Below are 15,102 nucleotides of genomic sequence, written 5' to 3' on the forward strand. Positions count from 1 at the left end.
TTCTGGAGGCGGAAAAGATGCCAGCGATCGTGCTCCTCGGCGCTCAGTGGGGCGACGAGGGCAAGGGCAAGGTTACCGACCTGCTGGGTGAGCGGGTCGACTACGTCGTGCGCTACTCCGGTGGCAACAACGCGGGCCACACGGTGATCACCCCGGACGGCCAGAAGTACGCACTGCACCTGATGCCCTCCGGCGCGCTCTCGCCGAGCGCGATGATCGTCATCGGCAACGGCGTGGTGGTCGACCCGAAGGTGCTGCTCACCGAGATCGACGGGCTGGCCGAGCGGGGCGTGGACGTGTCCCGGTTGCGGATCTCCGGCGACGCGCACCTGATCATGCCGCACCACCGGGCGCTGGACCGGGTGATCGAGCGGTACCTCGGCTCGTCCCGGATCGGCACCACCGGCCGGGGCATCGGCCCGGCGTACGGCGACAAGGTGGCCCGGATCGGCATCCGGCTCCAGGACCTGCTCGACCCGGGCATCCTGCGCAAGAAGCTGGAACTCGCGCTGCGCGAGAAGAACCAGATCCTCTTCAAGGTCTACAACCGCAAGGCGATCGACCTCGAGGCGACCGTCGAGGAGTACCTGGGATACGCGGAGCGGCTCAAGCCGTACATCGCCGAAACCCGGGCGATGCTCTGGGACGCGCTGGACCGGCACGAGACGGTGCTGCTCGAGGGCGCCCAGGCCACCATGCTCGACATGGACCACGGCACGTACCCCTTCGTGACGTCATCCAACCCGACGGCCGGTGGCGCCTGCGTGGGTGCCGGCATCCCGCCGACCGCGATCAGCAAGGTGATCGCGGTGAGCAAGGCGTACACCACCCGGGTCGGCGCGGGCCCGTTCCCGACCGAACTGTTCGACGCCAGCGGCGAGCACCTCCGCAAGATCGGCGCGGAGTACGGCACGACCACCGGGCGGGAACGCCGGTGCGGGTGGTTCGACGCGGTGGTCGCCCGGTACGCCTGCCGCCTCAACGGCGTCACCGACCTGGTCATCACCAAGCTGGACGTGCTCACCGGGCTGCCCAAGGTGCCGATCTGCGTCGGCTACGAGATCAACGGCGTCCGGGTCGACGACATGCCGATGAGCCAGACGGACTTCCACCACGCCACGCCCGTGTACGAGGAGCTCGACGGCTGGTGGGAAGACATCACCAAGGCCCGCACGGCTGACGAACTGCCGGAGAACGCCCGCCGCTACATCGCCCGCGTAGAGGAACTCTGCAACACCAGAGTCAGCGTCGTAGGCGTAGGCCCCGGCCGCGACGAAAACGTCCTCCTCCACCCCCTCCTCCCCTAACCCCACCCCGGGCCCCCGGCCCCCCGGCCTCTCACCCCGCTGATCAAGAGGTTTGCGTCAGGATCCGGCTCCAAACTGACGCGAACCTCTTGGTCAACTGTGTGGGAACTGGTTCTCCACAGGGTTGTGGGGGTTATCCACAGGGGCTTTGGTGGGGTGGGGTGCGTGGGCAGAGTGGGGCGGTGGGACCACACCAGCTTCTTCGCGACGTCGCGGCCGAGCAGGATGGGATGGTCACCCTGGCGCAAGCGTTACGCGCCGGCCTGACCCGGGACCAGGTCCGACAGCTTTGCCGATCCGGCAGGTGGCAACGCCTCGTCCGGAGCTGTTTCGTGCCGACCGCCGAGTTGAGTGACGCGGCATTGCACCGGGCGCGGGTTCGGGCAGCAGTGACAAGCCTTGGCCCAGGTGCCTTCGCTGTCTTCGACACCGCACTGGAGCTGTACGGCATCGCGGGGCTTCGCCGGGCTTCGCAGGTTCACGTCTCGGTTGCGATTGACCGGCCACGATCCCAGCGCGCTTTGGCGCCGTGGCTCGTCGTGCACCAGTTGACCGTCGGTCCCGGCGACATCACCGTGGTCGCGGGTGTCCGTGCCACCTCCCCGCTCCAGAACGTCTCCGACGTCATTCTCCAAGTCGATCGTTACCCAGCGGTCTCCGTCCTCGACTCAGCACTGAACCAGGGCCGGCTCACCTCAGCGCAACTGGCGATGATCCCGAGCCTGATTTGCGGCCGGCGGGGTGCGGTCGCGGCGCGGGTCTGTCTGGCAGAGGCGGACGGGCGGGCGCAGTCGCCGCTGGAGACCCGTACCCGACTCCGCTGCGTCGACGGCAGTGCCGCCCGACGCGTTGCAGCTAGAGATCCGCGACGTCGACGGCTATCTGCTCGGAATCGGCGACCTCGGCTGGCGCGCCCCGCGGGTGATCGCAGAGGCCGACGGCCGGGACGCGCACGCCTCGCCGCAGGCGGCCTTCGCCGACCGCCGCCGTCAGAACCGCCTGGTCAACGCCGGTTGGACCGTCCTCCGCTTCACCTGGTCGGACACCCTCCAGCCGGACTACATCCCCTGGACAGTCCGCCAAGCCCTCGCCGCCGCCCGCTCTCGTCGATCATGAGGTTGGCGGCTCAGTGGATCGCCAATGGGCCCGCCAACCCCATGATCAACGGGGGTGGGGGTGGGGGACAGTAGGATCCTGGGTCGTGCGGGTTCTTCTGGTGGGTGGTGGGGGGCGGGAGCATGCGCTCGCGCTCGGGTTGGCCAACGATTCGGCCGTTACCGCGCTGATCGCGGCGCCGGGCAATCCGGGGATCGCCAGCGTGGCCGAGCTGCGGGCGGTGACTCCGACCGACCCGGCCGCGGTGGCCGCGCTGGCCGTGGAGACCGCGGCGGACCTCGTGGTGATCGGGCCGGAGGCGCCGCTGGTCGCCGGGGTCGCCGACGCGGTACGCGCCAAGGGCATCGCCGTGTTCGGGCCGTCGGCCGAGGCTGCCCGGCTGGAGGGTTCCAAGACGTTCGCCAAGGACGTGATGACCGCCGCCGGTGTCCCGACCGCGCGGGCCTACACCTGCACGGATGACGAGAGCACCGGACGGGCGCTGGACGAGTTCGGCGCGCCGTACGTGGTGAAGGACGACGGGCTCGCCGCCGGTAAGGGCGTGGTGGTCACCGACGACCGGTCCGTCGCGCTGGCGCACGCCCGCGAGTGTGGCCGGGTCGTGGTCGAGGAGTTCCTCGACGGGCCGGAGGTCAGCCTCTTCGTGGTGACCGACGGCGAGGCGGCGCTGCCGCTGCTGCCCGCGCAGGACTTCAAGCGGATCGGCGACGGCGACACCGGCCCGAACACTGGAGGCATGGGCGCGTATGCGCCGCTGCCCTGGGCCTCGCCCGGCCTGGTCGACGAGGTCATGCGCGACGTGGTCCACCCCACCCTGGGCGAGTTGCGCCGCCGCGGCACCCCGTTCGGCGGCCTGCTCTACGTCGGGCTCGCGATGACCGCTGCGGGCCCCCGGGTGATCGAGTTCAACGCCCGGTTCGGCGATCCGGAGACCCAGGTGGTGCTGGCGCTGCTGGAGACGCCGTTGGGCGGGCTGCTGCACGCGGCGGCCACCGGCACGCTGGCCGGGCACCCGCCGCTGCGCTGGCGGTCCGGCGCCGCGGTCACCGTAGTGCTCGCGGCCGAGGGCTATCCGGCCGCGCCGCGTACCGGCGACGTGATCACCGGCGCGGACCGGCCGGGCATCATCCACGCCGGCACCGCCCGCCGAGCCGACGACGGGGCCCTGGTCTCCGCCGGTGGCCGGGTGCTCTGCGGTACGGCCACCGGCACCGACCTGGCCGCCGCACGGGCTGCCGCGTACGCCCTGGTGGACGGGGTGGAATTGGCCGGCTCGCAGCACCGCACCGACATCGCCGCCGCTGCAATCGACGGCCGGATCAGAATTCCCGGCTGATTCGGGCAACCCTCGCCCGTCCCGCCTCCGTTTGAACCGTGAGGCGAGGAGGTGGCTGGATTGCCGGCCGACATCGAGGGTTACCGCGAGCACGTGGGTGCGCGGCTGGAGCCGCTGCGCCGCACCGCGTACCTGCTCTGCGGTGACTGGCACACGGCCGACGACCTCGTGTCGGCGACGCTGGTGAAGCTGCTCCGGCACTGGCGCCGTGTGTCCGGGATGGACAGTCCGGACGCATACGTCCGCCGTACCCTCCTGCGGGTCTGGTTGGACGAGCGGCGCCGGCCCTGGCGGCGGGAGGCCGCCTGGGCGGAGGTGCCGGACCGTCCGGCGACGGGCGGCGGCACCGAGGGCACGGCGGACCGGCTGACCATCCTCGCCCTGCTGGCCGAGCTGCCACCACGCCGGCGCGCGGTCCTCGTGCTGCGCTACTTCTGCGACCTGTCCGTCGAGGAGACCGCGCGCGAACTGGGCTGTACCCCGGGCACCGTCAAGAGCCAGTCGGCGCGGGCGATCGAGGCGCTGCGGGGGCGCCTCGTCGGTGCGTCGGCGCGAGCCGAGGAGGCAGGCACCGATGGATGAACTCTCCGACCAGATGCGCGCGGCGGTGGCGTCGTCGCCGCCCACCGGAATCGACGTCGACCGGCTGATCGCCGACGACCGGCAGCACCGCCGCCACCGTGCTTGGGCGATGGCGGGTACGGGGACGGCGGTTGTCGCGCTCGCGCTGACATCGGCACTGGTGGTCGGGCCGGTTCCGGACACTCTGAAGCTGCCGGGCGGCTCACCGTCCGCCGGCCCGTCGCTCTGTGCGGAATGGAAACGGCCGTCCAATCGGCCCGAACCGCCACTTCAGACGTACGACACGGTGCGCGCCCGCCCGACCGAGCCACCCGACGAGGGCGTGGCCCGGCTGACCGGCGTGCTGCGACGGGCCCTGGAGGAGCACCTGCCGGCCGGGCTGACAATCACCAATCGGCAGCCCACCTGTGACCTGGTCCAGTTCCGCTACTCCCCGAGCACGCCGTCCTACGGGACCAGCCCGGAAGTCAGGAGGGGAGAGCAGGTCGAGGATCTGTCCGTGACGCTGGGCCCGGCGGGTGTCGACGAGCCGCGGGGATGCGATGCCGTGACGGATGGCAGCAGCTGCACGAGCACCCGTCTTGCGGATGGCAGCCTTCTCACTACCAGCACAGCGCTGAATCCGATGCACAAGGGGGTGGACCAGCGTTCGGCGCAGGTGTGGCGAACCGACGGCACCCACGTGTTGGTGAGCACCAGCAACTTCCTGACCATGGTAGAGAACCTCGACAAGAATCCCGACGGTCCCCGCTCGCTGGATCCCGCCCCGCCGCGGTTGATCAGCATGGAGCAGTTGACGGCCATCGCCACCACGCCCGGCCTGACGCTCTATCCCTGACCGGGCTCAGCCGTAGTAGCGGCGCAGTTCGCGGCTGACCACCTTGCCGGTGGCGTTGCGCGGCAGGTACTTCACGAAGATCACGTCACGGGGTACGGAGAAGCGGGCCAGGTAGTGCCGGACATACTCGCGGACCGCCTCGGGGTCGAGCGTCTCGCCGGGGTGCAGGGCGAGGAACGCGGCGAGCCGCTGGCCGTACTCCGGGTCGGGCACTCCGATCACCGCGGCCTCACGAACCTGCGGAAGCCGGGCGAGCAGGTCCTCCACCTCGGACGGGAAGACGTTCTCACCACCGGAGACGATCATGTCGTCCGCGCGGCCGTCGACGAAGAGCAGGCCGTCAGCGTTGACCCGGCCGAGGTCGCCCGTGTCGAGCAGGCCGTCGTGGGTCTCCCGGGTCGCGCCTGACGTGTACCCCTCGAACAGCATCTCGTTGCCGACGAGGATCCGGCCGACCCGGCCGCCGGGCACCGGCTCGCCGTTGTCGTCGAGGATCTCCAACCGGGTGCCGTGCGGGGGTCGGCCGGCGGTGGTGGGTGCCTCCCGCAGGTCGACCGGACCGGCGATGGAGGCCCAGGAGACCTCGGTCGATCCGTACAGGTTGTAGAGCACGTCGCCGTAGGCATCCATGAACGCCGGGGCGAGCCCGCCGGGCAGCGCCGAGCCGCTGACCGCGACCACCTTCAGCGCGGGCCGCGGGTCCGGTGGCGGCACCTCCAGCAGCCGTTGGAGCATCACCGGTACGGCGAAGAGGGCGTCACACCCGTGCGCGGCGAGCGTTGCCAGCGTGGCGGCCGGGTCGAAGCGGCGGTGCAGCACGATGGTGGCCCGCAGCGCGAAGGACACTTGGAGCGCCGCGTACCCCCAGGTGTGGAAGATCGGTGCGGCGATCATGACCGTGTCCCGGGTGTGCAGCGGGATCCGGTCGATGATGGACACCAGCGGGCCGAAGCCGTTCGGGGTGGGCCGGCGGGCGCCCTTGGGCGAGCCGGTGGTGCCGGAGGTCAGCACGATGATCCGGCCGTCCCGCTCCGGTGGGCGCAGCTCGCCCGGCAGTGCCCCGGCGATCAGCTCCGCGTGGGCGCGCTCGTCGACCCGGTGCAGCTCGGCCGGGAGCCCGAGGACCAGCTCGGCGAACTCGTCGTCGTGCACCAGCACCCGCAGTCGTTGCTCCTCGGCGACGGTGGCCAGTTGCGCGGCGGACAGGCCGGTGTTGACCAGGACCGAGTCCACGCCGAGCAGGGTCGCGGCCACGATCGTCTCGATGAGGCCGTGGTGGTTGCGGCAGAGCAGACCGATCCGGTCGCCGGCCTGTACGCCGAGCGCGGCGCGCAGCGCGCGGGCCAGCCGCTCGGCCCGGTCGAGCAGCTCCTGATAGGTCAGCTGGGTGCCGTGCTCGTCGAGCACCGCCGGGCGGCCGGGGTCCCGGGCGGCGGCTTGGCGCAGCTCACCGGCGAGGCTCCAGCCCCAGGTGCGCAGGGCGTTGAGCTGTGCGGCGACGCGGATGGGTCGGCCGGGGGTGAGCAGGCCGCGTCGGGTCAGCGTGGCGACGACGAACGGCAGGTCCATGCCCTTGGGCCTCCTTCAGTGGTGCACGGATGGGCCCCCGGAGGGGCCCATCCTCGGACTCTGCTGTCGATCATGCACCGGATCCGCCGGGCTGCCCAACCGCTGTGATCAGCGGATCTGCATTCCGGAGATCGCCCGGGAGATCACCAACCGCTGGATCTCGGAGGTGCCCTCGAAGATGGTGTAGATCTTCGCGTCCCGGTACCAGCGCTCCACCGGGTGGTCGCGCAGGAAGCCGGCTCCGCCGAGCAACTGCACCGCCTTCTCGGTGACCGACACCGCGACCTCGCCGGCCTTGAGCTTGGACATCGACCCCTCGCCGGCGGTGAACGGGCGGTTGTTGCGGCCCATCCAGGAGGCCCGCCAGACCAGCAGCCGAGCCGCGTCGATCTCCATCCGCATGTCGGCCAGCGCGAACGCGACCGCCTGGTTCTCGATGATCGGCCGTCCGAACTGGACCCGCTCCTTGGCGTACTCCAGGGCGTACTCGTAGGCGGCCCGGGCCACGCCGAGCGCCTGCGCGCCGACGGTGGGTCGGGACAGCTCGAAGGTGCGCATCGCGGCCTGCCCGCTGGCCCGCTGCCCGGAGCGGGCCCGGTCCAGGCGTTCCAGCAGGGCGTCCCGGCCGCCGAGCAGGCAGCGCCCGGGCACGCGTACGTCGTCGAGGAAGACGTCGGCGGTGTGCGACGCGCGCAGCCCCAGCTTGCGCAGCTTGCGGGTGGCGGCCAGGCCGGGGGTGCCCGGCGGTACGACGAACGCCGCTTGGCCCCGGGAGCCGAGCGTGGGGTCGACCGAGGCGGTGACCACGTGCACCCCGGCGATCCCGCCGTTGGTGGCGTACGCCTTCTGCCCGGTCAGCACCCACTCGTCGGTGGCCTCGTCGTAGACCGCCCGGGTGCGCATCGCGCCGACGTCGGAGCCGGCCTCCGGCTCGCTGGTGCAGAACGCGGCGACGGCCGGCGAGTCGACGTCGCCGAAGCACTGTGGCACCCACTCGACCATCTGGTCGGGGGTGCCCGCGCCGTAGATGGCGGCGACGGCGAGCGCGGTGCCGAAGATGCTCAGCCCGATGCCGGCGTCACCCCAGAAGAGTTCCTCGCTGGCGATGGGCAGGGAGAGCCCCGTCGGGTCGGCCCAGCAGGTGGCGAGGAACTCGAAGCCGTAGAGGCCGACCTTGGCGGCTTCCTGGATCACCGGCCACGGGGTGTCCTCCCGCGCGTCCCACTCGGCGGCGGCCGGGCGCACGACCTCGGCGGCGAAGCCGTGCACCCAGTCGCGCAGATCCCGCTGTTCCTCGGTCAGGTCGAGCGAGAACTCGGCCATCTCAGGCCTTGGGGATGTCGAACAGGTTGGCGATGTTGGCGGCCAGACCGAGGTCGCCCTTCGCCTTCAACTTGCCGGTCATGAACATCATCACCGGGTTGGCGCCACCGGAGACGATCTTCAGGAACTCCACCGGGCCCATGGTCAGGCTCAGCTTCGGGTCGTGCTGCGGGGTCTCGTTCACGTCGCACTTGCCGTCCGCGATGACCACCTCGTAGGTGTCGCTGCCGCCGTCCGGGCGACCGGTGATGACCCAGTGGATGACCGCGTTGGTGGAGCCGGCCCGGTCCGCGCGGAACAGCGACGGCATCCGGTCGAACACCTCGCCCAGGACCTTGCCGCGCAGATCACCGGACATCACCTGGGCGATCTTGTCGTCCGGGGTGGACTTGACCAGCTGGGCGAATTCCTTGGGGCCCACGTTGGCGAAGGTGGCCGGGTCGAAGTCAGTCATGAGACGCGCCTTCCGGGAAGATTTGGCTACTCGCGCGTAACCCTACGCACGAGTAGGTATGCTCGCAAGGTGTCCACCGCTCCCGCCTTCAAGCGCCTGCCACGGGCCGTCCGTGAGCAGCAGATGCTCGACGCGGCCGTGAAGGTCTTCTCCCGGCGTGGCTTCCACGCCGCCAGCATGGACGAGATCGCGGAGGACGCCGGCATCTCCAAGCCGATGGTCTACGCGTATCTCGGCACGAAGGAGGAGCTCTTCGTCGCCTGCCTGCACCGGGAGGGCACCCGGATGATGCAGGCCATCGCCGGCGCCGCCGCGCCCGACCTGCCGGCCGACGAACGGCTCTGGCGAGGGTTGCGGGCGTTCTTCGGCTTCGTCGGCGCGTACCGCGACGGCTGGGCCGTGCTCTACCGGCAGGCCCGGGGCGAGCAGCCGTTCGCCGGCGAGCTCACCACCATGCGGGCCCGGCTGGTCGAGGTGGTCGCCGGGATGCTGGACCACGCGCTGCGCGCCGAGGGCCGCGAGGTCACCGCCGTCGACCTGGAGGTCGTCGCGTACGCCCTGGTGGGAGCGACCGAGTCGCTGGCCGACTGGCTCGCCGACCACCCGGAGGCCGACCCGGAGAAGACCGCCACCCGGATGATGAACGTGGCCTGGCTCGGCGCCGGCCAACTCCTGCACGGCGTCACCTGGCGTCCGCCGGCCGACTGACCGCCCGGACATCACCGCACCGGTGTCCGACCCACCGGCTCGGCCGTCTGAGCCGGTCCCGCGGATCGGCGACGGTTGCGGAGCCAGCGGACCACCTCGACGACCAGGGTCACCGTCAGGGCGAGACCCAGACCGAGCAGCAGGCCGCGCACCGGGTCCTGCTCGAAGGCCATCCCGCCGAGGTAGCCGACCAGCGCCGAGTAGAGCCCCCACGAGCCGGCGGCCAGCGCGTCGAAGGCCAGGAAGCGTCGACGGGGGTAGTGGACGGCTCCCATGGTGAGGGTGACCGCGGTTCGACCGCCCGGCACGTAGCGGGCCACGGTGAGGATCAGGCCGCCCCGGTTGGCGATCCCCCGACGGGCCCACTCGATGGCGGCCCGGCGCCGTCCGTCGGACGGCACCCGGTCGATCAGCCGGCCGCCACCGCGCCGACCGATGGCGTACGAGACGTGGTCGCCGACGAGAGCCCCGGCGGCGGCAACCAGGATCACCGCGGGCAGGTATGGCGCGCCGGATGCCGCGAACACCCCGGCGGTGATCACTGCGGTCTCGCTCGGCACCACCGGGAAGAAGCCGTCGAGCACCGCGATCGCGAAGATCGCCAGGTACACCCACGGCGAGGACATTGTCTGGTGCAGCAGGTCGAGCAGGTCCATGATCCCGATGCTGGTGCCGGCGGCGGCCGCCGCCATCGGCCAGTGGTCAGCCGAGCGACACGACTTAGGTAGCGTCCGGCCCGGACGGCGGGTAGGGGTCTTCCCCCACCGCACCCGGGTCTGTCGGGCGCGGACGGCACGATCCGGCAGTGGAGCCCTACGCTCGCTGCGTGGTTTCCCAAGCCGTCGTCCTGCGGTGGGTCGTCGACCGGTACGCCCCGCTGCTGCTCGCCGTCGTGGTCGCCGCCGCCGTATGGGCCAGCGCGACCGGCGCGATCGGGGTCCGCTCGCCGTTGCCGGGGGTCGTCGCACTGCTTGTGGCGCTGGCTTCGGGTTGGGCGGTCGGCCTGGTTCGGACCCGCCGTTGGCCACTGTTCCTGGCCGCCGCGGTCAGCTGGCTGGTGCTCGCCGCCGCGGCACCCGGAGTGGTCGCCTCGTACCAGGCGGGCCTGCGGCTGCGTGGCCGCCGGCTCACCAGGTACCTCGTCGGGGTCGCCCTGGTGCTGACCGGTGGCGTGCTGGTCGGGCTGGCAGTGGGCGGTGTGCGTCGACTCACCACCGCCACCTTCGGCAACGTGCTGCTGCTGACCGCCTGCCTGGTGGGGCTTCCCCTGGTCGTCGGCCTCTGGGTGCGGGCCCGTCGGGACACGCTCGCCGCCCTGCGAGACCGAACCGAGCGGCTTGAACGCGAACAGGAGGCCCGCGCCGACCGGGTCCGCGCCGAGGAGCGGACCCGGATCGCCCGGGAGATGCACGACGTGGTGGCGCACCGGGTGTCGCTGATGGTGGTGCACGCCGGGGCGCTGGAGGTGACCGCCACCCACCCCGAGACCGTCGAGGCCGCCGCGCTGATCCGCGAGACGGGTCGGCAGGCGCTCACCGACCTGCGCGAGGTGCTGGGCGTGCTGCGACAGGCCACCCCGGTGCCCGAGCTGGCACTCGACGCGCTGGACGAACTGATCGGGGAGTCCCGCGCCGCCGGGCTGCGGGTGTCCCGGCGGGACGAGGGCGTGGCGACGACGCTGCCGGCAACTGTGGGACGCACCGCGTACCGGGTGGTGCGGGAGGCGCTGACCAACGTGCGCAAGCACGCCGCCGACGCCGAGACGACGGTCTGCCTGCGCTACCTGCCGGGCGGGTTGGAGGTGGCGGTCCGCAACGGCCCGTCCACGGGCGGGCGGGCCCTGCCCGGTGCCAGCCACGGGTTGCTCGGGCTGCGCGAGAGGGTGGAGCTGCTCGGCGGCCGCCTGGAGGCGGCGCCCGTGGAAGGTGGGTTCCTGGTCCGTGCCCTGCTCCCGGTGGCGGGTGCGGCGTGATCCGGGTGGTGGTGGTCGACGACGAGCAACTGGTCCGCACCGGGCTGCGGCTCATTCTGGAGGCGGCGCCGGACATCGTGGTGGTGGGCGAGGCGGCGGACGGTGCCGGCGCGCTGGAGCAGGCCCACCGGTTACGCCCCGACGTGATGCTGCTCGACGTGCGGATGCCGGGCATCGACGGGCTGACCGCCGCGCCCGAGGTGGTCGCCGCCGGCCCCAAGGTAGTCATGTTGACCACCTTCGACCTCGACGAGTACGTGCACCGGGCGTTGCGGGCCGGAGCGGTGGGCTTCCTGCTCAAGGACACCCCTCCCCGGGAGCTGGCCGCAGCCGTCCGCACGGTGGCGGCCGGGAACGCGATGCTCGCCCCGACGGTGACCCGGCGACTGATCAGCTCGTTCGCCGAGCGTGGTCCCGCCCGTCGGGACGCGGCCCGCCAGCGGCTCACCCGGCTCACCGACCGCGAGCTGGACATCGTCCGGGAGGTGGCGCGCGGGCGCGGCAACGCGGAGATCGCCCGGCGGCTCACGATGAGCGAGGCCACTGTGAAGGCGCACGTCAGTCGGGCGCTGGCGAAGCTCCAGGCGGACAACCGGGTGCAGCTGGCGATCCTGGTGCACGACGCGGACCTGCTGTGAGCGGTGGCAGCCCACCCCGGCCCGGTCACTGGCGGGGGGTGGGGTGGCGACGCGCCCGGCGGCGTAGCCAGCGGATCAACTCCAGCAGGAACGTGATCGCCACCGAGAGGCCGATCCCGGCGAGGATTCCCTTGATGGGGTGGCGCTCGAAGACCAGTCCACCGAAGTAGCCGAGCAGACCGCAGTACAGCGCCCAGGTGATCGCCGCGATCGTGTCGTAGAGCAGGAACGTCCGGCGGGGATACCGCACCGCGCCCATGGTCAGGGTGACCGCCGTCCGGCCACCCGGCACGTACCGGGAGGTGGTCAGGATCACCCCGCCGCGCCGGTCCACCGCGCGTCGGGCCCACTTGGTGCTTGCCTGCCGGCGGCTGCCGGCGGGAAACCGGGCGAGCCGGTGCGCGCCGCCGCCCCGCCCGACGGCATACGAGATGTGGTCACCCACGAGCGCACCGAGGGCGGCGCTGATGATCACCAGGGCCAGGTTGGGGTGGCCGCCGTTGGCGGCGAGCACTGCTGCGGTGATCACCGCCGCCTCGCCCGGCACCGCGGGGAAGAACGCGTCGACCGCGGTGAGCCCGAAGATCAGCAGGTACACCCAGGGTGAGGTGACCAGCTGTCGGAGCAGGTCGAGCGCGGAATCCATGCCTTCATGCTCGCCGGGTGCGACCCGGCGGGGTGGCCGAGTCGCCGGATCACCCGAGTGTGGCCACGAGCGTCAGACCGAGCGGGCCAGAGCCGGTGGGGCGAGCAGTGGGACGTGCGGGGTCTTGTCGCCAGCGGTGGGACCGTCCGAGGTCAGTACCACCGGCTGCGGGGGTCGGCCAGCGGCAGGGTCGGGTCCTGCCAAGCCCGAATCCGACTCGGCGGGGGCGTCAGCTCACGAGACCCGCCAGATGTGGTCGACCGCGCGAGTCGTGCAGGGCGAACCCGCCGTCCGGTAGCAGGGCGAAGCTCGCCGTGCTCGGTAGCGGTACAGGCAACTTGAAGGCGACCTCGACGGTGTAGGCGTCCGGCAACCGGTTCTCCAGTGCGGCCAGGCAGCGCGCCTTGCTCCACATGCCGTGCGCGATCGGTCGGCGGAAGCCGAACAGCCGCGCCCCGAGCAGGGAGGTGTGGATCGGGTTGTGGTCCCCGGAGACGCGCGCGTACCGCGTGCCGACGCGGGGCTCCACCCGCCAGCGGGCCGTGGCGACCGGCGCCTCGGGGCGTCCGCTCTGGTGGCGCCGCTCACCGCCTCCGGGCTTGCGCTCCCGACCGAGGTACGTCGACACGCCGCGCCAGACCTCCTCCCCGTCGACCGAGCCGACCAGCACCACGTCCACCTGCCGCCCCCGGTCGTGCGGGCGCAGGTCCTGGGCGTACGTCGTGAAGTCGAGGGTCTCGTCGGCGGTGATCGGGCGGCGCACGGTGATCCGGTTGCCCACGTGCACCACGCCGGTCAGCGGAATGGGGAACTCCGGCGCGGTCATCAGCCGCAGGGCCAGCGGGAAGCCCATGACGTGCGGGAACGTCGCGGGCAGCCGGTCGGTGAGCCGAAACCCGCAGACCCGGTCGTAGTCGGCCAGGTGCGCCCGGTCGACGGTGACCCCGCTCGCGGCCAACTCGACCGCCGGCAGGCCGGGCCCGCGCCGCCCGCCGCCGAGGCCGGGCAGCGCGCCGAGCAACGCCCGCCGGTAGAGCGCCCCGGCTTCCGGCATCCGGGGCAGTTCGACCCGGGTACGGCCGCCCGACTCCGGCAAGCCTGCCGCGGCCAGCGTCTCCGCCGACAGCGCCTCCGTCGGGCCGTCGATCAGCTCGTGCAGGGAGACGTCGTCGTCCGGCTTCCTCCGCGCGCCCATCACGCCCCCAGCAGGCTCTGGCCGCAGACCCGGACCACGTTGCCGCTGACCGCGCCGCTGGCCGGCCAGGCGAGCCAGCCGATCGTCTCGGCCACGTCGACCGGCAGCCCGCCCTGGGCCAGGCTGTTCATCCGCCGACCCGCCTCGCGGACCACCAGCGGGATGCGCGCGGTCAGCCGGGTCTCGATGAAGCCGGGGGCCACCGCGTTGACGCTGATCCCCCGGTCGTGCAGGGCCGGGGAGAGCGAGTCGACCAGACCGATCACGCCGGCCTTGCTGGTGGCGTAGTTGGTCTGCCCCCGGTTGCCGGCGATCCCGGCGATCGAGGAGACCGACACGATCCGCCCGCCGGCGGGGATGAGCTTCCGCTCCAGCAGCACGTCGTTGATCCGCTCCTGGCTGGAGAGGTTGACGTCGATCACCTGGTCCCACCGGTCGGCGTCCATCCGGCCGAGCGTCTTGTCGCGGGTGATGCCGGCGTTGTGCACCACCACGTCGACCCGGCCGTGCCGGCTGGCCAGGTGGTCGGCGAGCCGGGTCGGCGCGTCCGGCGCGGTCAGGTCGAGCTGGACGGCGGTGCCGCCGATGTCGTTCGCCACCGCCGCGAGGGCGTCCCCGGCGGCGGGAATGTCCAGCGCCACCACTTGGGCGCCGTCGCGGGCCAGCACCCGGGCCAGCGCGGCACCGATACCCCGGGCGGCGCCGGTGACCAGCACGACCTGCCCGTCCAGCGGGCGGTCCCAGTCGGCCGGCGCGCTCGCGGTGCCGGTGCCGACCCTGATCACCTGCCCCGAGACGTACGCGGACCGGCCGGACAGAAGAAATCGGAGCGTGGACTCCAGACTGACCTGGGTGGCCGCGTCGGCGTTCTTCGTGACGTACACCAGTTGGGCGGTGACGCCCCGGCCGAACTCCTTGCCGATGCTGCGGACCAGCCCCTCCAGGGCCCGCTGGGCGGTCGCCGCACGGGGCGTCGGGCACTCCCGCGGCGGGGTGCCCAGCACGATCACCCGACCGCTGGGCAGCACGGCCCGGGCCTGCGGGTGGAAGAAGTCGTAGAGCTGGCGCAGGTCGGTCGAGTCGGTGATTCCGGTCGCGTCGAAGAGCAGTGCGCCGTACCGCTGCGGGGTGTCGGTGTGGGTCGCGGCGGCCGGGTCGGCCAGCTCGACCCCGGCGGTGGTCAGGATCCTGGCGACCGGCTCGGCGAGCCGGCCGCCGGTGGCCGCGCCGAGCAGCGCCGGCCCGGGCAGCAGCGGGTCGCCGGGGTGGTGTCGGCGCAGTCGCGGCGGGTCGGGCAGCCCCAGGCGCTTGACCAGCGTGCGACCGGCGGCCGATTGGACGAAGCTCGCGTACCTGTCGGTCATGGGCGTAGCCTACTGGCGAGTAGGGTTCGAGCAACACATGTCGAGGAGGCGGAT

15 protein-coding genes are annotated in these 15,102 nt (G+C 72.3%); 8 read left to right on the forward strand and 7 right to left on the reverse strand.

What is annotated here, in order from left to right; translation table 11 throughout:
- The first annotated feature begins 17 nt into the window (after positions 1 to 17).
- The 5 genes from ABZU69_RS23485 to ABZU69_RS23505 all read left to right on the forward strand — a co-directional run bounded on the left by ABZU69_RS23485 (position 18) and on the right by ABZU69_RS23505 (position 5,179).
- Positions 18 to 1,307: an adenylosuccinate synthase gene (locus ABZU69_RS23485; protein WP_354966482.1), complete on the forward strand. Its 1,290-nt coding sequence runs from the start codon at positions 18 to 20 to the stop codon at positions 1,305 to 1,307.
- A gap of 834 nt (positions 1,308 to 2,141) precedes the next feature.
- The gene (locus ABZU69_RS23490) at positions 2,142 to 2,423 is read left to right on the forward strand and encodes a DUF559 domain-containing protein (protein WP_354966483.1); all 282 of its coding nucleotides are present in this window, start codon (positions 2,142 to 2,144) and stop codon (positions 2,421 to 2,423) included.
- Between the two features lie 85 nt (positions 2,424 to 2,508).
- Positions 2,509 to 3,759: a phosphoribosylamine--glycine ligase gene (gene purD, locus ABZU69_RS23495; protein WP_354966484.1), complete on the forward strand. Its 1,251-nt coding sequence runs from the start codon at positions 2,509 to 2,511 to the stop codon at positions 3,757 to 3,759.
- A 60-nt stretch (positions 3,760 to 3,819) separates the two neighbouring features.
- A complete protein-coding gene (locus tag ABZU69_RS23500; RefSeq protein ID WP_354966573.1) occupies positions 3,820 to 4,341 on the forward strand; it encodes a SigE family RNA polymerase sigma factor in 522 nt (173 codons plus the stop codon).
- A 13-nt stretch (positions 4,342 to 4,354) separates the two neighbouring features.
- Complete coding sequence (locus ABZU69_RS23505; protein WP_354966485.1) at positions 4,355 to 5,179, forward strand: hypothetical protein; 825 nt, start codon at positions 4,355 to 4,357, stop codon at positions 5,177 to 5,179.
- 6 nt (positions 5,180 to 5,185) lie between these two features.
- Here ABZU69_RS23505 and ABZU69_RS23510 read toward each other — a convergent pair whose 3' ends face one another.
- The 3 genes from ABZU69_RS23510 to ABZU69_RS23520 all read right to left on the reverse strand — a co-directional run bounded on the left by ABZU69_RS23510 (position 5,186) and on the right by ABZU69_RS23520 (position 8,525).
- Positions 5,186 to 6,748, reverse strand: a complete 1,563-nt coding sequence (locus ABZU69_RS23510; protein ID WP_354966486.1) for an AMP-binding protein — start codon at positions 6,746 to 6,748, stop codon at positions 5,186 to 5,188.
- A 108-nt stretch (positions 6,749 to 6,856) separates the two neighbouring features.
- Entirely contained in the window at positions 6,857 to 8,071 is a 1,215-nt protein-coding gene (locus ABZU69_RS23515; protein ID WP_354966487.1) for an acyl-CoA dehydrogenase family protein, read from the reverse strand.
- Position 8,072: 1 nt separating this feature from the next.
- Complete coding sequence (locus tag ABZU69_RS23520; RefSeq protein WP_354966488.1) at positions 8,073 to 8,525, reverse strand: SCP2 sterol-binding domain-containing protein; 453 nt, start codon at positions 8,523 to 8,525, stop codon at positions 8,073 to 8,075.
- A gap of 69 nt (positions 8,526 to 8,594) precedes the next feature.
- Between ABZU69_RS23520 and ABZU69_RS23525 the strand changes: the two genes are divergently transcribed.
- Positions 8,595 to 9,233, forward strand: coding sequence for a TetR/AcrR family transcriptional regulator (locus ABZU69_RS23525; protein ID WP_354966489.1), 639 nt, complete (start codon positions 8,595 to 8,597; stop codon positions 9,231 to 9,233).
- An 11-nt stretch (positions 9,234 to 9,244) separates the two neighbouring features.
- On the opposite strand, the gene ABZU69_RS23530 is transcribed toward ABZU69_RS23525, so the two are convergent.
- Entirely contained in the window at positions 9,245 to 9,892 is a 648-nt protein-coding gene (locus ABZU69_RS23530) for a DedA family protein (protein ID WP_354966574.1), read from the reverse strand.
- Positions 9,893 to 10,059: 167 nt separating this feature from the next.
- Between ABZU69_RS23530 and ABZU69_RS23535 the strand changes: the two genes are divergently transcribed.
- Both ABZU69_RS23535 and ABZU69_RS23540 read left to right on the forward strand, forming a co-directional pair.
- A complete protein-coding gene (locus tag ABZU69_RS23535) occupies positions 10,060 to 11,205 on the forward strand; it encodes a histidine kinase (protein WP_354966490.1) in 1,146 nt (381 codons plus the stop codon).
- Positions 11,202 to 11,843: a response regulator transcription factor gene (locus ABZU69_RS23540; protein WP_354966491.1), complete on the forward strand. Its 642-nt coding sequence runs from the start codon at positions 11,202 to 11,204 to the stop codon at positions 11,841 to 11,843. Before ABZU69_RS23535 ends, ABZU69_RS23540 begins: the two co-directional genes overlap by 4 nt.
- A gap of 25 nt (positions 11,844 to 11,868) precedes the next feature.
- Here the strand turns inward: ABZU69_RS23540 and ABZU69_RS23545 are convergent, their stop codons facing one another.
- The 3 genes from ABZU69_RS23545 to ABZU69_RS23555 all read right to left on the reverse strand — a co-directional run bounded on the left by ABZU69_RS23545 (position 11,869) and on the right by ABZU69_RS23555 (position 15,048).
- Positions 11,869 to 12,489 carry a DedA family protein gene (locus ABZU69_RS23545; protein ID WP_354966492.1) on the reverse strand — a complete coding sequence of 207 codons (621 nt, stop codon included), beginning with the start codon at positions 12,487 to 12,489 and terminating at the stop codon, positions 11,869 to 11,871.
- A gap of 229 nt (positions 12,490 to 12,718) precedes the next feature.
- Entirely contained in the window at positions 12,719 to 13,543 is an 825-nt protein-coding gene (locus ABZU69_RS23550) for a MaoC/PaaZ C-terminal domain-containing protein (protein WP_354966575.1), read from the reverse strand.
- A gap of 140 nt (positions 13,544 to 13,683) precedes the next feature.
- The gene (locus tag ABZU69_RS23555) at positions 13,684 to 15,048 is read right to left on the reverse strand and encodes a 3-oxoacyl-ACP reductase (RefSeq protein WP_354966493.1); all 1,365 of its coding nucleotides are present in this window, start codon (positions 15,046 to 15,048) and stop codon (positions 13,684 to 13,686) included.
- Positions 15,049 to 15,102: the final 54 nt, after the last annotated feature.

Origin of the sequence: Micromonospora sp. NPDC005206 (assembly GCF_040608175.1) — a bacterium.
Lineage (GTDB): Bacteria > Actinomycetota > Actinomycetes > Mycobacteriales > Micromonosporaceae > Micromonospora.